Genomic DNA, 18282 nt, shown 5'->3' on the forward strand with positions numbered 1-18282 from the left:
AACGAAGTCATTTGAAATATATTTTTAACCTCGTAACTTCGTCTCTCCGTCTCTTCCTGACTCCCCAACTTCAGCACTCCAGAACTCCAGAACTCCAGAACTCCAGCACTCTCAACTAAGCCTCCCCCACTCCCCAACTCTCAAAACAAAGGCTATAATGTCCCCATATGAATGAAGACCTTAAGCAGTTCATCAAATCCGCCCTGACGGAAAAGATCCCCAGGCCGGACATTAAAAAAGCCCTCTCCCAGGCCGGCTGGGCGGAAGAGGAGATCGTCTCGGCCATCGGAGCCTTTGCCGAGATCGACTTCCCGATCCCGGTGCCGCGCCAACGCCCCTACCTGTCGGCGCGCGAGGCGTTCATTTACCTGCTCCTGTTCGCCTGTCTCTATTGGAGCGCCTGGAGCTTCGGTACGCTGCTCTTCGATTTCATCAATCATTGGATCCCGGATAAGCTGTCGCAGTATTATCAGCTCGACATCTTCGGCGTGCGCACCTCGATCGCCTCGCTCATCGTCGCTTTCCCGATCTACTTCTGGCTGACGACGCTCACGATCAGATGGATCAGCCGCGATCCGGAAAAGAAGAGCTCCAAAGTCCGCAAGTGGCTGACCTACCTCACGCTCTTCGTGGCGGCCAGCATCATCATCGGCGACCTCATCACGCTCATCTATAACCTGCTCGCGGGCGAACTGACGCTGCGGTTCATCCTCAAAGTTCTGGCCGTAATGCTCATCGCCGGCCTGATCTTCGGCTACTACCTATGGGATCTGAGAAAGGAAGAGAAATAAATATGTTGCGCATCAATGGTCTCCGGATCTTCGCCGGCTTCGTCATCACGCTCGTCATCGCGGCCATCGCCGGCGGCCTGTACCTTTCCGGTTCGCCGAACGCGGAGCGCAGCCGCCAGTTCGATTCGCAACGCCTGGCCGAAGTGCAGCAGATCGCGGCCGCGGTGGATTCTTTCTACGCCCGCAACAACCGGCTGCCGGCCGACCTGAAAGTCCTCATGCAGGCCGCGGGAACCGAAAGCTACCTGGTCGGTTCGCTCGAGGATCCGCAGACGAAAGAACCCTACGGCTACGAACCTCAGGGCGATTCCAACTACCTGCTCTGCGCCATTTTTGATCTGGCCAGCGAAACAGCAGACCAACAGGAATTGAAACAGCCGATGCCGGTGCGAGAACCACTGCCGCCGGCCGCGACCGCCCCGCTCGTGACCGAGCCTTTGACACGCGGCCGCCTGCGGACCTGGGAGCATCCGTCCGGACATTTCTGCTTCGAACTGAACGCCACGGACACCATCGGCAGCGTCCAGTGCGGTCTGCGTAATCCCTGCGCCGCCGGCCAGACTTGCGCCACGCTGCCGGACAACAAAGGCACGCTCTGCGTCCCTCAGGGACACGAATGCGAGGCTGCCGGCTGCCCCGGACAATGTCTCCTCGCCGAGAGCTATCCGGTCCAGGTCACCTGCGCCCAGCCTAAAGGCGCCGCCAGCAGCTGCGTGCTGATGCGCCAGATCAAGACCGGCGAGGTCGACTGCTACGGCTGCGCCCAGGGCGCCTGCACAAGCCGCCCGGCGGACTGGGAAGATTTTGCCGCTCCGGCCCAGGCGGGATACGTCGGCATTCCCTACTCCTGCCAATCGACCGCGAAAGGCTGCCAGCTGGTCCAGTAGCTGTCGGCATCAGCCAACGTCTAAAAAGCCGCCGGGCGAACTCGGCGGTTTTTTGATTCGAGGGTGGGGGTGAAGAAGTGCTGAAGTACTGGAGTTCTAAAGTGCGGAAGTTAAAAAATATCGATTGACTCCGCCACGTCGCTCGCGAGCGACGTGGCTCCGTCTCTCCAGCACTCCCGCACTCCTGCACTCCCTAACCCCATTGACTCCATCCGCCAGCGCTGGCAAGCTGTCTTGAAGTCCTTTTCCAACCACCACCGACCAAGGAGCTGCCGATGAAGGGTTATCGCAGCGTCTTCTCTTTCCGCTACGGTATCTTCGACATGGACGGCACGCTGATTGACAGCATGCAGCCGTGCCTCAAGATCTTCGCCGACCTCGTGGCCAGCTACGGCCTCGACGAAGCGGCCGCCCGGGATTCATTCGCGGCCGCGACCAGCGCCAAACTCACGGATATCTTCCGTCAGACGATCAACGCGGCCGGCGACAACCCGACCGACAAGGAAATCGCCAGCCTCTTCCTCGAATTCGAGCGGCGCATCCGCCTCGTGCCGATCGACTATCTCGCCGGCGCGAAAAGGCTCCTGCGCGCGCTCGCCGGCAAAGGCGTCACGATCTTCGTCTCCAGCGGCTCGCCGGATGAGACAGTCAGCCGCCGCCTCGGCTCCGAACTCGCCCGCGGCCGCTTCAAGCTGACGCTCGGCTCGACAGCCATTCCGAAAGGACCGCTGCATATCCAGGCCTTCGCGGACGCCGCCGGCGTCTGCATCACCGAGTTCGCGCGCGACTGCTTCTACTGCGGCGATTCGGAGATGGACATGCTCATCGGCCACCGCTTCGACCTGTACACCGTGGGCGTCCTCGGCACGATCACCGCCGAACGTCTGCGCGCCGCCGGAGCCAGGCGCGTCATCCCAGGCATCGACGCCCTGCTCGCCGATCCGCGCTGACCCCCAACTTTGGGGGTCTTTTTTTAGCCGCTCGGACCCGACACGACTGGCCGGCTGTCTGAGCTTGACGCCGGCTGACGCAGCCGCTAAGGTCGCTTCAAGTGGGCCTTTCTGTGTCTGAACAGCTAACGTGGAGGTGGCTCATGTCACGCTCTTTGACAACCAAAACCCTGCTTGTTCTGCTCGCTACCAGCGGCATCTACACCGGCGGATTCCTCCTGGGACGCCGCACAGCCGAGACAGTCGAAACTGTCCCGCCAGTCAGCCAGATCGAATCCCTCCCGCCGGAACCAGCCTCGCTCAACGGGATGTGCAGCGAATCTCCAGACAAGGTTGCAGGCGTGGATTTCGAAACCTACCGGCAGGTTTGGATGATGATCAGGAGCCAGTACTTCGATTCGAGCTCGGTCTCGGATTCCAAACTCTTCTACGGCTCGCTCGCTGGCATGGTCGCCGCGCTCGATGACCCGCATTCGCGATTCTTCGACCCGACCGAAGCCAAGCAATTCGAAGAAGCCAAGTCCGGAAAATTCTGCGGCATCGGCGCGGTCCTCGAAGACAAGCAAGAGACCCTGACCATCATCCGGATCATGCCGGGCTCGCCGGCGGAACGCGCCGGGCTCAAGGCCGGAGACCAGATCCTGACGATTGACGGACAGCCGACGAAGGACAAAAAGATCGACGAATGCGTCACGAAGATCCGCGGGGCCAAGAAGACCAAGGTCAAACTGCTCGTGAACCGCCCGGGCCTGCCCCAACCGCAGGAATTCATGATCACGCGCGACGAAGTCACGATCGAATCCGTCAAATGGAAAATGATCGAACGCGGCGGAAAGCATCTCGCCGTGATCCAGATCGCCGAATTCCAGAGAAACACCGACGAGCAGTTCGACGAGGCCGTGGCGGCGATCATCAAAGCCAAAGCCGACGGACTGGTCCTCGACCTGCGCGACAACCCCGGCGGCTATCTCCACATCGCTATCGACATCGCCGGTGAATGGATCGGCAGCGGCGTAGTGGTTCAGCAAAAATATCGCGACGGCACCATCGAAAAAAGCGGCGTGCAACACAAAGCCCGTCTCGCCGCGATGCCGACCATCGTGCTACTGAACAAGAACTCAGCCTCCGCTTCGGAGGTGCTCACCGGCGCCCTGAAAGACAACGACAAGATCAGGATCGTCGGCGAAAAGAGCTATGGCAAAGGCTGCGTCCAGACCGGATACGACCTGCCGGACGGCTCCTACGTGAAGCTCACGATCAGTCTCTGGCTCACGCCATCGGGAAACATGATCCATAAAGTGGGCATCGAACCCGACGTCGCGGTACCGCTCACCGAAGACGACGCGAAAAATGAACGCGACCCACAGCTCGACAAGGCGCTCGAACTCCTCGCCAAGTGAGTCGACCGCCTCTCGACCGCGACCCGCCGGAACTTTCCGGCGGGTCTTTTTATTTCCAGCATCAGGCGCAAAAAGTCCCGACCAACCCCGATTGACTCGTCGTTCCGGTTCTGATTAAGTTCGCTATACGTATGTCAGTCAAAGGCTGAAGACAGGAGTCTGACATGAGACGTTCTTTCATAGCATTGGCGATTGGGGTTCTGCCCGTCACCACCTTCATCCTCGGCCTGGTCATCGGCCGAGGCAACCAGAGACCGCCTGCGCGGCAATTCAGCGAGGTCTGGAACTACATCGAGGATAACTACGCCGCCGGACCGCTGGACCAGGACAAGATGCTCCGTAGCGCCCTTACCGGACTCATCGGCTCGCTGCACCGCCAGGACGACACGTTCTCGGCTTACTACGATCCCGAGACGGTGCGGCAGATGGAGCGGGCGGAAAAAGACTCGACCTCCGACCTGGGCACCATTACTGATCTCCGGACCGACCCGCCGACCATTGTCGGGCTCATACCCAATTCGCCGGCGGAAAAAGCCGGGGTCTTCCCCGGCGACCGGCTGTTGGCCATCAACGGCCGCAGCGCTTCGGGACTCACCCGCCAAGGCCTGGTTACCCTGCGGAGCACGCGGCTCGCCGGCAAGACGATCCGCCTGCTCATCGGACGTGAAGGAGCCGCTGAACCGCTGCAGTTCGACATCGATGCTGTCCCGGCGGCTTACGACCTGGTCAGTCTGCGGCTGGTCCAAGCGAACGGTCGTCGTCTGGCGATCATCCGGATCGCCGACTTAACCGGGGATGCTGCCGCCAGATTCGACCAAGCGGCAGACGACGCGCTGAAAGCCGGGATCGAAGGCCTGATCATCGACCTCCGAGGCAATCCCGGCGGCACCGTCGACAACGTCTGCCACATCGTCAGTGCCTGGATCGGCTCGAATAGCTGCATGATGATCACCTATGCGCACGACAACGCGAAATTCGCCTCACGATTGACCGAATACTCGCCGCTGGCCAGCAAACCGACGATCGTGCTCGTCGACGGCGGATCAGCCTCGGCGGCAGAGGTCATGGCCGGCGCCTTGCAGGACTATGGCCTAGCCCAAGTGGTCGGAACGCAGACCTTCGGAAAAGGCGTCGGCCAAGTTGACCTCCAACTGAGCGACGGTTCCGTCATCAGTCTGGTGACCACGCGCTGGTTCACGCCCAAAAAATTCCGCTCGGTCCACAATGTCGGCCTGACGCCGGACGTGATCGTGCCTCGGACGACGGCGGACTTCCAGATGAACCGCGACCCGCAACTCGACAAGGCGCTCGAACTCCTCGCCAAGTGAGGATCTCGCCATGCCTCTCGACCGCAACCCGCCGGAACTTTCCGACGGGTCTTTTTTATCGCGGCCTCTCCGGTGCCTGTCCCCTTGGTGTCAGGCACCGCGGGCTGCAGCATCTTTTTTAAGCTCATTTGATGGCGCAACGGTGTCAGGCACCTCAGGTGCCTGACACCGAAGGAAACGATTCATAAAATCCCAGGCTAGCGTCCAAAGGTCGCGCTTGGCGGCAAGCGGCCTATCCCCCTCTGCCTGCGGCTTCCCCCTTCGCTAAAGCTGCGGGGAACAGGTCGGGGGATTCACGAGTCATAAAACCCCGAGCTGACACTCGGGGTTACACTTTGGTGGTGAAAAAAATCGCCAGCACTAGGCTGGCGAATAGAGATGCGCGGGCTTGATCAGCCCTTCGGTTTGACCGACCGTTCGCGGGAGACTTCGTCGCCGTCCCCGTCCTTGCCTTTCACCTTCACACTGATCTTCTCGATCTGGTTCGGACTCGTCCCGTTTTTGGCGTCGTCGATCTTCTTCTCGGCGGCATCGAGCTGCTTCTGCACGCCGCCGGACTTGTTGTCGTCGAGCGCCTTCTTGACCTCTTTCTCGACGTTGGCCTTGACCTTCTCGGCAACTTGCCGATGAGCGGGATCCTTCGGGTCCTTCGGCTTCACGCTCACATGGACCTCTTCCTTCTCCAGCGGCTTCGGGGCGTCTTTCTTCTCGTCAACCATGACTGCATCCTCGCCGCTCCAGGCGGCCTTAGGGGTCAAAACACAGCCCTACTTTGGAATATTTGACCGTCATTGTCAATATCCGGACCCCACTCGCAGAACCCGATCCGGAAGATCAAGAAAATCAAAACGCGGCCCGGATCTTCTGCCGGACCGCGTCTGCGCCTGCTACTTATTTCTTCTCCGTCAGCTTGACCTCGACGACCTTCTCTTCGCCTTTATGCAGGATCTTCAGCTTCACTGTGTCGCCGGCGGCAAGCTTGGTCACCGCGAGCTGCAGCGGATAATCGGCGGTCAGCTCTTTGCCGTTAATCTCCAGGATGATGTCGTTCTCGACGATGCCGGCGAGATCGGCCGGCGAACCCGGCATGACCGCGAGGTCGGTCTGCGCCTGGCCGCGGACGACGAGCGCGCCGTGATCGACCGATAGCTGATTGGCAGCTTGCAGCTCTTTCGAGATCATGACGAAGCGCACGCCCAGGAACGGCCGGACAATCTTGCCAGTGGCGCGCAGACTCGAAACAACAGTCTTCACGTCATTGATCGGCAACGAGAAACTGATGTTCTGCGAGCCCTGGACGATGGCTACGTTGACGCCGATGACCTCGCTCTTCAGATTCAGGAGCGGCCCGCCGGAGTTGCCCGGATTGATGGCCGCGTCCGACTGAATGACGTCGAAAAGTCCTTGCGAGCCGCCCAAACCGTCGTTCGCGGTGAGCGAGCGCTGCAATCCGGAAATGATGCCGAAAGAGACGCTGTTGCTGAAACGCCCCAGCGCGTAACCGATGGCGATGACGCTCTGCCCGACCTGTAGCTTGTCCGAATCCCCGAGCGCGACGAAAGGAAAATCCATCCCCTCGATCTTCAGGACTGCGATGTCGCTGACCGCGTCGCGGCCGAGCACCTTGGCTTCGAACTTGCGCTGGTCCTGCAGCACGACCGTGTAGGAAGCCTTCTCGTCGGCGACGACGTGCCGGTTGGTGACGATATAGCCGTCAGCCGAGATCAGGAAACCAGAACCGGCGCCGATCTCCTGCTTCGCCGTGCCGTTCTGACGGTATTGCGGAACGTTGAACTGCAAACCCGGCATGTCGCCGAAGAACTGCTGAAAGAGATCGTCGTTCTCCTGCGGCGCCAGATATTGTTCATAGACCGGCATATCCTTGGAGACGACGATCGAGACCACGGCTGGCGAAGATTTTTTCACGACCTCGATGGCGGCCTGTTCGCTGGTGGTCTGTTTCAGCCGGCCGCGCAACTGCGGCAAAGAATATCTCTCCGCGCCGGATTGAAACTGGCCAGCCGCCGGATCAATGACCTGGCGCACGGCGGCCGGCAGCATTTGGAATAATCCGCCGGTCAGGCGGCCGCTCGAAGCGACGAGACCGGCGGCAAAGCCGAACAAGGTGGCTACGGCCGCGGTCAGGATGATATTGACGATGAAGAACCGGTTGGACGACAACGTCTGTTTGCTGGGCATAGCTTAAAAAAGCTTATGGTTTGTTGAATTCACCGCGCACAGCGGCGGCGAAAATATTATAACACGACGCGAGCCAGCGGCCGCAAGAGCGGCTATGGCTCGGATCAGTGATCCAAGCCGGCGCGCGCCAGCACCCCGTTCGCGTGATAATGCTTGAGGCAGCGGACCTCGCTCACAAGATCAGCCAGCCGGATGATCGACGTCGGGCAACCGCGGCCGGTGAGCACCAGTTCGGTCGCGGCTAATTTGGCGGCCAGCAGTTCCAGTACGTCGCTTTCCCGCAACAATCCGAACGGCACGCAGGTCAGGGCTTCATCGAGAATAACCAGGTCGTATTTTTTACCAGCTAATAGCTCTTGTGCCAGTCGCAGACCGCGCTCAGCCTCGGCTACGTCCTCCGGCGTGACACCGAAACGGAACGTCTTGGCCGCCGGATCGAAACGCTTGAGTCCGGTGGCGAAAAGATCGATCTCGCCCGGGAAGCGCTCGGCGATGACCCGGCGCTCGGAATAATGATCGCCGCCCTTGTCGAAACTTATCATAGCGACCCTGAAACCAGCGCCGACCGCGCGGACCGCGAGTCCGAGAGCAGCGGTCGTCTTGCCCTTGCCGTCGCCGGTATAGACCTGGATGAGGCCGCGACCGCGGCCAGATTTCTTGTCAGCTGTTTTCATAAGATGACTGGCTTCAACGCAATTTTATCCGGATATTTTACCACAAAGAACCGTTAAAAAAGCCCGGCTTCCTTATCGGGAAAGCCGGACGAGACGAAGCGTTGAATTTTCGCGAAAGGACGGCTGATCGTTTCGGGCGAACCTACAGCACCCGGCGCGACGCGGTGCCGCAGCCCGGACAGTTGCGGAAGAAAGCATGGTCCGCATCGAGCGTCGCTGTGACATCGCAATCGAGCAGAAGGATCGCTGTAAAATCGCGCTTGTCACTGCAGACCGACCCGGCCAGATCCACGCCATTTCGGCCCATCTCGTAGATGATCTCGACAAAGGCGTGTTGGAGATAGGCGCAGACGCCCTGAAGCGCCGTGAGGCCCAGCTCATCCTCCTGGAATGACTCGCGGCACTCGGAAACAAGACGGCCGCGATTCTGACGACCATCCCGGACGCGGATCCAGGTCGGATTCGCGAACTCGACGTAACGCGCGTCGAAAGCGGCACAAGTCGCATCGCTGCCGCTGAACACGACGCCCGCGCGATCGCAGAGCTTCCGCAGGCCGAGACGCGGCTCGACCAGGACGATCCACGGGAAGTCCTTGTCTACCTTGAGAAGAGCCGGCGGAATATCGGGAATGCTGGCGAGGTAAGCCTCGAAGTCGCGATAGCCGAGCTCGCGCCCGACGCCGCGGTCCCAAAACCGCTTGACCTGGATCCGGCGCAAGCCGCCGGACTGGTCCGCGACGCCGCCGGAAGTGAGCCGGCGGATGAACTCCTGGACCTCGTTGCCGATCCCGTGCCCGGCGTTGTCGATCTCGATGAGCTGTCGGATCTGCCCTGTGGAAAGGTGCTGCTGTGCCATGTCTGACCTCCATCCTCGGTACGCTGGCGCGGCATCGAGCCTGGCTCGACAACGCCCCAGTCTCCCTGCGGACAGTCTGCGGAATCCGCCGCAGGCGGCGCGTTCAGAACCGGCGGAACCACCCGTCTGATCCGAACGACACCATAAATTGACACCGAACCCGGCTGTTGTCAATGCGCGCGCTCGGCGCGTCTATACAAAACCGCCGAGCTGGGCTCGACGGTTTTGTATAATCAGAGTTGCTGGACGACAATCTCTTTACAGCATCCGCTGAGAGTTGAGACTCAGCATCCGCTGAGAGTTGAGACTCAGCATCCGCTGAGAGTTGAGACTCAAACCACTGGTGGTGAAACGATTCTGGATAGCCAGACCACTGGTGGTGAAACGATTCTGGATAGCCAGACCACTGGTGGTGAAACGATTCTGGATAGCCAGACCACTGGTGGTGAAACGATTCTGGATAGCCAGGATGCTGTTGTTGAAGCGGTTCTGGATAGCACCGCTCAGCATCCGCTGGGAGTTGAGGGTCAAGTGACCACAGCAAAAGCGATTCTGAATGCTCAGAAAACCGCCACCGAAGCGATTCTGAACAGCACCCAAAATGACGAGCGAACCGACGATCACGCCGGCGACCACCATCGCTCCCAAGATCCTTTTATTCATAGTTATATGCATTCATTAAAACCTGATGAATTAGAGCCTAATTATCCATAATTACATCTCGTTCTTAAAAAAGAATAAAAAAATAATCCAACGTAATCATACCCCTTTTTTACCAGGGCGTCTACAAATCCAAACAGGCCGCTTTTCCCGGCTAATTCTTGAACCAAACTAATGCAAAGAAAAACTTTAAAAACGGCGCCATCAGGCGCCGTTTTATCTTCCTGACTCCGCCGCGTCGTTCGTGAACGACGCGACTCCGTCTCTCCCTCACTCCTCAAGAACACCCGCTCGTCGAGCCGCAATTCAGGCACTTGTAGCAAGCGCCGTTCCGCACCATCATCGCCCCGCAAGTGAAGCAAGCCGGCGCGTCGGAATGATTGTCGAATCCGGCTGTGAGCGCGTCAGAACTGTCGGCCAGCTCCGGATCCCGCCGCTCGCGAGCGGCCGGTTGGATATCAGACAGATTCAGTTGCTCCGGCGGCGGCACGGCGGCCGCCTGGGCGGCGGCGGAATCAGCGGCGGCTTCGGCAGCCGAGGAAGCGCGCACGTCGGACTCCCCCGCCTCGTGGATGGTCTGGACGTCGAGATGCACCCCGGCGGCGATCTGATCTTCAAGCGGCAGGAACTTCATGGCCAGCCAGCGGAACATGTAATCAACGAGCGACTTCGCGATGCGGATGTGGGGATTGGTCGTGAAACCCGACGGCTCGAACCGGACATGGATGAACTTGTTGACCATCACCCGCAGCGGCACGCCGTACTGGAGCGCGATCGAGGTCGAGAGCGCTAGTGCATCCATGAGGCCAGAGATCACCGAACCACCCTTGGCCATACGCAAGAAAATCTCGCCCGGCGTGCCGTCGTCATAGAGGCCGACGGTGATGTAACCCTCGTGCCCGGCGACCGAGAACTTGTGCGTGATGGACTTGCGTTCGTCCGGCAAGCGGCGGCGCAGCGGCAAATGGCCGCCCCGGCCCGCTTCGGGCGAAACGATGGGCGCAACCGGCGCTGCGGCCGACGCCATAACCGGCGCTTCGCGGCGTTCGGCTGGCTTAGCCGCCGCCTCTTCCTTCTTCTCTTCTTTGCCGGACGAAGTGGTCAGCACTTGCTGGCCCTTCGAACCGTCGCGATAAACGGCGATGGACTTGAGGCCGATCTTCCAGGCCTCGATGAACACCTTCTCGATGTCCTCCGGAGTCGCTTCAGCCGGCATGTTGACGGTCTTCGAAATCGCGCCCGACAGGAACGGCTGGACCGCGGCCATCATCTTGATGTGGCCTTCGTAGCTGATGAAGCGCTTACCCTTGGCCGGCTTGAACGCGCAATCAAAGACGCGGCAGTGCTCTTCCTTCAATCCCGGAGCGCCCTCGATGGTGTCGTTCTTGTCGAGATGATCGAGGATGGCGGCGCGCTCGGCGTCGGAATAACCGAGCCGGGTCAGCGCCTCGGGCACGGTCTGGTTGACGATCTTCATGAGACCGCCGCCCACCAGCCACTTGTATTTGACGAGCGCGATATCCGGTTCGATGCCGGTCGTGTCGCAATCCATCATGAAGCCGATGGTGCCGGTGGGCGCCAAGAGCGAGACCTGGGCGTTGCGGTAGCCGTGGCCGAGCCCGTGCTCCAAAGCGTTATCCCAGGCGTGGCGCGACTCGACGACGAGTTCGTCAGGCACGCCGGCGTCAGCGGAGGCATACGCGCGATCGCGATGCATCCCGATGACCTTAAGGAAGGGTTTTTCGTTGAACCGGAAGAACGCGAATGGCCCCTGAGCCTCGGCGAGCCGGGCCGACTGATAGTAGGCCTGGCCGGTCATGAGCGAGGTCACGGCGGCGGCGTAATTGCGGCCCTCGTCGGAATCGTAAGCCAGGCCGCGCGACATCAGGAGGGCGCCGAGATTGGCGTAGCCGATGCCGAGCGCCCGGAAATCCGTGCTCTTCTGTTCGATGGCCGGCGTCGGATAACCGGCGTTGTCAACGATGATCTCCTGCGCGGTGATGATGAGCGCCACGGCGTGTTTGACGGCCTCGGCATCGAGCTCGCCGTCCGGCCGGCGGAACTTCATGAGATTCAGCGAAGCCAGGTTGCAGGAGCTGTCATCGAGGAACATGTACTCGGAACAGGGATTGGAACCGTTGATGCGGCCGGAATTGGCCACCGGATTCCAGCGGTTCACGGTCGTGTCGTACTGGAGTCCCGGATCGCCGCACTCCCAGGCCGCTTTGGCCATCTTGCCCAAGAGCTCGCGAGCCTTGAGCGTCTCGACCGTATCGCCCGTGGTCACGGCCTTGGTCTGCCACTCCCCATCCTCGACGCACGCGTGCATGAAATCATCCGTGACGCGCACGCTGTTATTGGCGTTCTGGAAGAAGACCGAAGCATAGGCGTCGCCGTCGATGGAACCGTCATAGCCGGCGCCGATCAGCGCCTTGGCTTTGCGTTCTTCGCGGGTCTTGCAGGTGATGAAATCCTCGATGTCCGGATGGTCGACGTTCAGGATGACCATCTTAGCCGCGCGGCGGGTCTTGCCGCCGGATTTGATGACCCCGGCGAAAGCGTCGTAGCCCTTCATGAACGAGACCGGACCCGAGGCTTTGCCGTTCGAATGGGCCAACATCTCCTTCGACGAACGCAGGGCTGACAGGTTGGTGCCGGTGCCGGAGCCATACTTGAAGAGCATGCCCTCGGTGACGGTCAGGTTCAGGATGGAGCGCATGTCGTCGCGGACCGAATTAATGAAGCAGGCCGAGCACTGCGGCTTCGGACCGGCGCCGACGTTGAACCAGACCGGGCTGTTGAAAGCGGCGGCCTGATTGACGAGAAGATGCGTGAGTTCGGCGTCGAACGTTTCGGCGTCGGCCTCGGTGGCGAAGTAGCCGCCGGTCACGCCCCACTCGGTGATGGTTTTCACGACGCGATCGACGAGCTGCCGCACCGACCACTCGCGATCGGCGCCGCCGATCTTGCCGCGGAAATATTTCGAAGCGACGATGTTGGTCGCGCCCTGGCTCCAGGAAGCCGGCACTTCGACGCCGCGCTGCTCGAAAACCGAAACACCCTTGTCATTCTTGATGATAGCGTCGCGCTGTTCCCAGGCGATCTCGTCGTAGGGATGGGTGCCGAGGCGAGTGTAGCGGCGGCGGAACCTGACGCCGAGGCCGGAACCGGCCGCGGTCTTGCTGACCGGCATCTCCGCCAGTAGAAAACGTTTAGCGGCATAGGCCAGGTTGTTGTCGATGAGAATGGTGGCAATGATCCGGTCGATGTCGACCGACCGCGGGATCTCGAGCGCGCCGAACTGGCGGTCGATCCGGGACACGGCCTGATGCGTGAGCTGTGCGAGCGACGCTTCGTCGTTCACGCCCGACTCCTTCAGGACCGCGGCGAGCGCCGAACCGACGGCCGCCGGAGAGAAATCCAGCGTGCTGCCGTCCGGCAGGCGGATCTTCTTCACGCGCGACAGTCCGGAGATCTGGGCGACGACGGCTTCGACGACGCGCTGGTTGTCCTTGGCCGGCGTTTTTTCCGGCAAATTTCCCGACCAGCCCGAGAGAGCATGTTCCATAGTTTCTGGTGAATTCCAAGTTTAAGGATTACGGCATTTTAACCGAGTATGCGAGACACCGCAAATCCCGCCGTCGGGACGCCGATGCTGGTCGGAATAACTGTCAAGTCGCATTTTTCGCCGGTAAAAAAATGTCAACGAAAACTCACCGAACTGAAATCCGGAGTCTGATATTCCAACCGCTTTCATTCGCTGCAGCCCACCAACCTGCGCTAAAGCTGCGGATGGCGATAGCTGGGCAGATATCTAGAGCCGCTGACATGTCTGACCGCAATGCCCTCCGAAGTCTGTGGGACGGCGGATCTTAATATCCCGAGTTGACGCTCGGGATAGAATCAAAGTGGCGAAAAAAAAATCGACCCGAGAAGCGGGTCGATACTGGCATAGCGTTCCTCGTCCGGCGCTCAGGGCGACCAGACATCGACGCCTTCGGGCAGGTCCTCGCGACAACAAACGAGACGGACTTCCTTAAGGCACTCCTGATAAACGGAACTGCCATCACCGTCGAAATACTGCGGATGCGCGATGGCACCAGCGCAATCCTTGGTGTCCCGATAAACGAAGGTCACTTGCGGATCGCAGCTATTCTTAACGATCTGGACCAAGGCCTTTTCTTCCGGCACTGCGGTCATCAAGGTCGCTTCGTCGTCAGACTGGCGCCAAACGAATTGCAGGGCGGTCCGGAAAGATCCATCCGACTGAAGATCATGGATCATGACGAAGACCGGCCGATACGGGTTGTCGGAGTCGCCGATAGGCACCCTGACAAGCTGGTAAGGCCCGACTTCGACGGCGTCCGGCTCGCAACCGACAACGGACAATGACAACGCGATAACGACTGAGGATGCGAACAGACTTCTCACAGCTCTCATCAGGCACCTCCTTGCAGAAAGAACCTGCTTGTTCGGCCTCGCGCCGAACACGGGCATCTAACACCCGCATTAGCCAACGGTCAATCTCTGATTTAGGAGTATGGGAGAGTGCGGAAGTGCTGGAGTACTGGAGTGCTGGAGTCAGGGAGAGACGAAGATAAGGAATGCTGGATTCCCGCCTCCCCCTCCGTCCAATGGACTGCAGGGGACAGGTCGCGAGAATGACATCGGGGAGAGATATCGACGCATTGGTTGACCGAATAGTCTGACCTTTTAATCAAAAAACGCGGCCGCAGCCGCGTCACTCCACAACTCCCGCACTCCTGCACTCTCCAGCTCTCCGTCCCTCCCTGACTCCCCAACTCCTCAAAACGGCATCGTCAGATTGATCGCCGTCTCCACCGGCGCGGGTTCGAAATTCACCGCGACCGGCATGAGCCGCCCAGCGCGGTCCTTGAACTTGATCGCTTTGTTCGCGAGGCCGTACTCATAGACCTCCTTGGTCACTTTGACGTCCTGCTGGCAGTACTCCCGCAGCTTCTCGAGTTCGCCGCGGCGGAAGAACTCGATCGCCTGCAGCCCGTTGCCGCTCTTGCCGACGCCGAGCGAACCGTGGGCCACGTCGTCGAGCTTGAGCCGGAAACCGAGGACCTTCTCGATCTCGAGCATGATGTCGAGCGTCGGGAACTTGGAGAGGTCGCCGGGATAATAGGTGTTCAGTACGCGATAATCGAATCCGAAAAGGTTATAGCCGATGATGCGGTCGGCGGCTTCGAGATGACGCCAGAGTTTCGGCAGGTCCGCTTCGAAAAAAGCTTCGTAGGAATCGGTCGCATACGAATAGATCACGACGAGCGAAACCTTAAGCAGGGACGGGTCGTACTTGCCCACGTCCGCGAAACTATTGCTGGTCTCGATGTCGAGAACGATCTCGTTGCGCATATATCATTCGTGGCGGAAGACAACTTAGCACGCGGCCGGTCAGGCCGCAAACCGCTGGTCAGAGGAGCTGGTCCGAAAACCGGACTTCAGCCGCTGCAGCCGCACTTGCACTCGCGGACGTCGTGCTCGCTATGGCCGCAACTGACGCAGAACTTTTCCAATTCCACTTCGGCGGCACACCCGCAGATGCAGGTACCGTCGTCCTCGTGATCGTGTTCGCAAACCGGACAGTGAAGACCCATAAAAGGCGTCGATCCGAAAATAATAATTCGAATTTATCTGAGACTGGCACGCAGCTCTTCGACCCGTTCCCGGACGATGCTCGCGGCCGTGGCCTGGTCGCTTGCGGCTTCGAGACGCCGCGCAAGCACACTGTCGCCGATGACCTCCTGGACCCAGGCGGCGAAATCGTTCTTCTGGCCGCTCGCGTGGTAAGCGTAGATGTCCGCGTTCACGGCGGCGAGTCCGGCGGCGAATTCCTCCAGGTTCTTCGCGACAAGATGCATGTGGAACCAAAAGGCCTTCCACATGGGTTCGACGTCGCGCAGGTAACTGCGGGCGATGTCCGCGCTCAGGGTCTCTTCGGGCATAGGCAAGTGCTGACCTAAGTATAATTACCCGGGCGACTCCGGGCAAGATACCCGAGGTCCGAGCGCTTGCCAAGGCCTCCCGAAACTGTAGGATGAGGTCAGGATCGTTCCTTATGTATCCTCGACCGCCGGAGGCTAAAATGTACTTTGGACCGCAGTTTCAAAGCGAACGCCGCCAAGTCTACAGACTGATGCACCAGATCTACACCCTGCTGAATTCGGGCGAATGGTCCGTGTGCTACGCCCGGATCGGCGAGAACTACCGAATGCAGGAAATGTTCGGACTGAACCCGGACTCTGTCGGGTTCTGCGAACCGATCGATCAGATTATGTATATCGATCCCTGCTGCGATGTCCTCGCGACGCTCATCCACGAGTGTCTGCACGCCATCTTCCCGGACAAAACCGAGGACGACATCATCAAACTCGAGGAGATGATCATGCGCCACCTGACGCCGACGCAGGCCCGCCGGCTCCACATGATCTCCGCCGAGGCTTTGATCTACTGACCCCCGCCGCTCCGGCGGGGATTTTATTTGGAGAGACGGAGTCAGGAAGTGACGGAGTCAGTGAGGTGTAATGACTTCGTCTCTTCGTCTCTCCATGACTCCGTAACTTCCGCATTCCCCCACTCCCGCACTCCCCGCACATCTGCTATAATATTGAAAGCTCGATAAATCAACCTAGCGTCACCAACCTATGGGCGCCAAAAAACTCATCCGGGGCCTGGCCATGAGCGCGATCATCGCCGCGGCCGCGACCGTCGCCATAAAAATGAAAGATGAAAAGAATCGCAAGAAAGCCAAAGAGCTCGGCAAAACCGCCGTCGCCATCAAGGAGCGCGTGGTCAAACACGCCGCCAAACTCGGCAAGCTGTCCAAATCCGCTTACGGCAATATCGTCGACACGACGGTTGGCGAGTATCGCGGCGTCAAAGCGTTATCCGAGGGCGAACTCGACGAACTGAAAGCCGAACTCAAAGCCGGCTGGGAGGATGTGCAGCAGATCTTCAAGCCGACGCCGAAAGGAAAGTCCGGCCGCTAAATAGTGAATATCAAAACCACCGGGATTATCCCGGTGGTTTTTGTATCCGCGACCATACACAAATCACTCCGGTCGAAAATACAGTTTCAGTTTCGGGGGATGAATAAATGATGATCAACGCTCGTCTTTCTTCACTTTCACACCTCGTGCTTCAAGGTCGCGAGAATCGAGACCTTTTCGTCTGATGAACGCTTCAGTCATCGGCGTCGGGATGTTGCGGCGAAGGTGCTCGATGCGTCCGTTGTGCCGGATCCTGATGTCGACGCCCGTGCCACACTCCCAGCAGGAACCGACGTCCGTGAGCGTGAACTGAAGAGCCTTGTAGTCGGAGTTGACCTCGGTCGAGAGGGAGTCATGGTCGGCCTCGAAGCCTTCGGGCGGCTCGACAGTCACGGTCAGGTCCCAGGTTCCATCAGGAGCGTCGAAGACGAAGGGATAGAGTTCCTGGATATCGTCCCATTCGATGTACTCGGGCTCGATAATATAGAGAAGAGAACCAGTCTTCTTGGTAGTCTTGCCGGGAACGGAGGAGCCGTCGGCCCGAACGATGACCTGGAGGAACTTCTCGACGGTCTCGTTCAGAGCGACCGGACCCGAGGCAACGCCAGCGACCACATTGGTCTGGGGATCAACCGAGAGGACGAGGTACTCGCCTGGGAGGATGTTCAGGCTCGCTTGACCGGCAGTGTTGGTGACAGCCGAGGCGTCGGCCGGACAGGTCGAGAGAATGAGATTGTAGTCGTGGGGGTTGGAGCCGATCGTCGCGGCGCAGGAGCCGGCAGCTCGGGTGAAAGCTTTGATCGCGGCTCCAGAGACCGGAACTTTGGTCGAACCGGGGTTCGAGCCAGTCTGAACCGTGTGGCGCTGGAAGATAACGTTGACCATGCCGAAGCCGCCGACGGTCCAGTTATGTGTCGCTGGAGTCGGATCAGGGTTGCCGGCCTGGTCCTGGGCGTATACGGCGAAGCTGTGAGAGCCGGGAGCGAGGTTTGAATAGCTCTGAGGGCTCGTGCAGGGTTCGGTTGGAGCGGTGTCGAGCGAACAGACAAAGGTACTGCCCTCCTCCGTGGCGATGAAACTGAAAGAGGCGAAGGTGTCAGCAGTCGTCGCGAGCGGAGCGGCGGTGATCGCGGTGTCTGGAACAAGGGAGTCGATCTTTACTTCTAGCGACTGGGTCGTCTCAAAGTTGTCGGCGTGATCGCGCGAGCCGAAGAGGACAGTCGTGATCCCCTCGGCGGAGACAGCGAAAGGTTCTGAATATGACGTCCAGCTGAGACCGCCGTCCGTGGAGTACTCAGTCGAGGCAACGCCAGTGCCAGCGGCGTCGTCGGCCGAAAGCACGACCGTGACCGGACCGAGGAACCAGTTGTTCTGACCAGCCGGGCCGGAGAGCGTGGTGGTGGTCACGGGAGCAGCATTGTCGACGGTGCCAAGCGAGACGATCGGAGCGCCGGTCTCGTCAGTGGTGATAGCGTGGACGACCTCCTCGCCAGGTTCGATGGTCTGGTTCTCGAGCGTGGC

At 59.8% G+C, this 18282-nt stretch carries 18 protein-coding genes; 8 read left to right on the forward strand and 10 right to left on the reverse strand.

Annotated elements, in window-relative coordinates; all coding sequences use genetic code 11:
* Positions 1-167 precede the first annotated feature (167 nt).
* The 5 genes from WCT10_04020 (at position 168) to WCT10_04040 (ending at position 5356) form a co-directional block, all read left to right on the forward strand.
* Positions 168-791, forward strand: coding sequence for a DUF5671 domain-containing protein (locus WCT10_04020; protein MFA6603974.1), 624 nt, complete (start codon positions 168-170; stop codon positions 789-791).
* A gap of 2 nt (positions 792-793) precedes the next feature.
* A complete protein-coding gene (locus WCT10_04025; GenBank protein MFA6603975.1) occupies positions 794-1678 on the forward strand; it encodes a hypothetical protein in 885 nt (294 codons plus the stop codon).
* 275 nt (positions 1679-1953) lie between these two features.
* Positions 1954-2628 carry an HAD hydrolase-like protein gene (locus WCT10_04030; protein ID MFA6603976.1) on the forward strand — a complete coding sequence of 225 codons (675 nt, stop codon included), beginning with the start codon at positions 1954-1956 and terminating at the stop codon, positions 2626-2628.
* A gap of 143 nt (positions 2629-2771) precedes the next feature.
* Positions 2772-4028: a S41 family peptidase gene (locus WCT10_04035; protein MFA6603977.1), complete on the forward strand. Its 1257-nt coding sequence runs from the start codon at positions 2772-2774 to the stop codon at positions 4026-4028.
* A 164-nt stretch (positions 4029-4192) separates the two neighbouring features.
* Positions 4193-5356 carry a S41 family peptidase gene (locus WCT10_04040; protein ID MFA6603978.1) on the forward strand — a complete coding sequence of 388 codons (1164 nt, stop codon included), beginning with the start codon at positions 4193-4195 and terminating at the stop codon, positions 5354-5356.
* Positions 5357-5748: 392 nt separating this feature from the next.
* On the opposite strand, the gene WCT10_04045 is transcribed toward WCT10_04040, so the two are convergent.
* The 4 genes from WCT10_04045 to WCT10_04060 form a co-directional block, all read right to left on the reverse strand.
* Entirely contained in the window at positions 5749-6075 is a 327-nt protein-coding gene (locus WCT10_04045) for a hypothetical protein (GenBank protein ID MFA6603979.1), read from the reverse strand.
* Between the two features lie 172 nt (positions 6076-6247).
* Complete coding sequence (locus WCT10_04050; protein MFA6603980.1) at positions 6248-7555, reverse strand: trypsin-like peptidase domain-containing protein; 1308 nt, start codon at positions 7553-7555, stop codon at positions 6248-6250.
* A gap of 104 nt (positions 7556-7659) precedes the next feature.
* Positions 7660-8229, reverse strand: a complete 570-nt coding sequence (locus WCT10_04055; GenBank protein MFA6603981.1) for a cob(I)yrinic acid a,c-diamide adenosyltransferase — start codon at positions 8227-8229, stop codon at positions 7660-7662.
* Between the two features lie 142 nt (positions 8230-8371).
* Positions 8372-9085: a hypothetical protein gene (locus WCT10_04060; GenBank protein MFA6603982.1), complete on the reverse strand. Its 714-nt coding sequence runs from the start codon at positions 9083-9085 to the stop codon at positions 8372-8374.
* Positions 9086-9310: 225 nt separating this feature from the next.
* Between WCT10_04060 and WCT10_04065 the strand changes: the two genes are divergently transcribed.
* On the forward strand, positions 9311-9799 hold the full coding sequence (locus tag WCT10_04065) for a hypothetical protein (GenBank protein MFA6603983.1): 489 nt from the start codon (positions 9311-9313) through the stop codon (positions 9797-9799).
* Between the two features lie 223 nt (positions 9800-10022).
* Here the strand turns inward: WCT10_04065 and WCT10_04070 are convergent, their stop codons facing one another.
* The 5 genes from WCT10_04070 to WCT10_04090 form a co-directional block, all read right to left on the reverse strand.
* Positions 10023-13313 carry a vitamin B12-dependent ribonucleotide reductase gene (locus tag WCT10_04070; protein ID MFA6603984.1) on the reverse strand — a complete coding sequence of 1097 codons (3291 nt, stop codon included), beginning with the start codon at positions 13311-13313 and terminating at the stop codon, positions 10023-10025.
* A 404-nt stretch (positions 13314-13717) separates the two neighbouring features.
* On the reverse strand, positions 13718-14185 hold the full coding sequence (locus tag WCT10_04075) for a hypothetical protein (GenBank protein MFA6603985.1): 468 nt from the start codon (positions 14183-14185) through the stop codon (positions 13718-13720).
* A 366-nt stretch (positions 14186-14551) separates the two neighbouring features.
* A complete protein-coding gene (locus tag WCT10_04080) occupies positions 14552-15127 on the reverse strand; it encodes a ribonuclease H-like domain-containing protein (protein ID MFA6603986.1) in 576 nt (191 codons plus the stop codon).
* 86 nt (positions 15128-15213) lie between these two features.
* Positions 15214-15369 (reverse strand): hypothetical protein, encoded by a 156-nt coding sequence (locus WCT10_04085; GenBank protein MFA6603987.1) that lies wholly within the window; start codon positions 15367-15369, stop codon positions 15214-15216.
* A 33-nt stretch (positions 15370-15402) separates the two neighbouring features.
* Positions 15403-15717: a DUF5752 family protein gene (locus WCT10_04090; GenBank protein ID MFA6603988.1), complete on the reverse strand. Its 315-nt coding sequence runs from the start codon at positions 15715-15717 to the stop codon at positions 15403-15405.
* A gap of 140 nt (positions 15718-15857) precedes the next feature.
* Between WCT10_04090 and WCT10_04095 the strand changes: the two genes are divergently transcribed.
* Both WCT10_04095 and WCT10_04100 read left to right on the forward strand, forming a co-directional pair.
* Positions 15858-16226 (forward strand): hypothetical protein, encoded by a 369-nt coding sequence (locus WCT10_04095; GenBank protein MFA6603989.1) that lies wholly within the window; start codon positions 15858-15860, stop codon positions 16224-16226.
* A 190-nt stretch (positions 16227-16416) separates the two neighbouring features.
* Positions 16417-16761: a hypothetical protein gene (locus WCT10_04100; GenBank protein ID MFA6603990.1), complete on the forward strand. Its 345-nt coding sequence runs from the start codon at positions 16417-16419 to the stop codon at positions 16759-16761.
* 114 nt (positions 16762-16875) lie between these two features.
* On the opposite strand, the gene WCT10_04105 is transcribed toward WCT10_04100, so the two are convergent.
* Positions 16876-18282, reverse strand: a 1407-nt coding sequence (locus tag WCT10_04105) for a hypothetical protein (protein ID MFA6603991.1), incomplete at its 5' end; no start/stop codon positions are given.

Source organism: Patescibacteria group bacterium, from assembly GCA_041667185.1.
Classification (GTDB): domain Bacteria; phylum Patescibacteriota; class Patescibacteriia; order SG8-24; family SG8-24; genus JBAYFM01.

What these genes read in the sequence shown, in the direction of transcription:
- WCT10_04020 (MFA6603974.1), top strand. Translation starts at nt 168, where the DNA reads ATGAATGAAGACCTTAAGCAGTTCATCAAATCCGCCCTGACGGAAAAG.
- WCT10_04025 (MFA6603975.1), top strand. Translation starts at nt 794, where the DNA reads ATGTTGCGCATCAATGGTCTCCGGATCTTCGCCGGCTTCGTCATCACG.
- WCT10_04030 (MFA6603976.1), top strand. Translation starts at nt 1,954, where the DNA reads ATGAAGGGTTATCGCAGCGTCTTCTCTTTCCGCTACGGTATCTTCGAC.
- WCT10_04035 (MFA6603977.1), top strand. Translation starts at nt 2,772, where the DNA reads ATGTCACGCTCTTTGACAACCAAAACCCTGCTTGTTCTGCTCGCTACC.
- WCT10_04040 (MFA6603978.1), top strand. Translation starts at nt 4,193, where the DNA reads ATGAGACGTTCTTTCATAGCATTGGCGATTGGGGTTCTGCCCGTCACC.
- WCT10_04045 (MFA6603979.1), bottom strand. Translation starts at nt 6,075, where the DNA reads ATGGTTGACGAGAAGAAAGACGCCCCGAAGCCGCTGGAGAAGGAAGAG.
- WCT10_04050 (MFA6603980.1), bottom strand. Translation starts at nt 7,555, where the DNA reads ATGCCCAGCAAACAGACGTTGTCGTCCAACCGGTTCTTCATCGTCAAT.
- WCT10_04055 (MFA6603981.1), bottom strand. Translation starts at nt 8,229, where the DNA reads ATGAAAACAGCTGACAAGAAATCTGGCCGCGGTCGCGGCCTCATCCAG.
- WCT10_04060 (MFA6603982.1), bottom strand. Translation starts at nt 9,085, where the DNA reads ATGGCACAGCAGCACCTTTCCACAGGGCAGATCCGACAGCTCATCGAG.
- WCT10_04070 (MFA6603984.1), bottom strand. Translation starts at nt 13,313, where the DNA reads ATGGAACATGCTCTCTCGGGCTGGTCGGGAAATTTGCCGGAAAAAACG.
- WCT10_04075 (MFA6603985.1), bottom strand. Translation starts at nt 14,185, where the DNA reads ATGAGAGCTGTGAGAAGTCTGTTCGCATCCTCAGTCGTTATCGCGTTG.
- WCT10_04080 (MFA6603986.1), bottom strand. Translation starts at nt 15,127, where the DNA reads ATGCGCAACGAGATCGTTCTCGACATCGAGACCAGCAATAGTTTCGCG.
- WCT10_04085 (MFA6603987.1), bottom strand. Translation starts at nt 15,369, where the DNA reads ATGGGTCTTCACTGTCCGGTTTGCGAACACGATCACGAGGACGACGGT.
- WCT10_04090 (MFA6603988.1), bottom strand. Translation starts at nt 15,717, where the DNA reads ATGCCCGAAGAGACCCTGAGCGCGGACATCGCCCGCAGTTACCTGCGC.
- WCT10_04095 (MFA6603989.1), top strand. Translation starts at nt 15,858, where the DNA reads ATGTACTTTGGACCGCAGTTTCAAAGCGAACGCCGCCAAGTCTACAGA.
- WCT10_04100 (MFA6603990.1), top strand. Translation starts at nt 16,417, where the DNA reads ATGGGCGCCAAAAAACTCATCCGGGGCCTGGCCATGAGCGCGATCATC.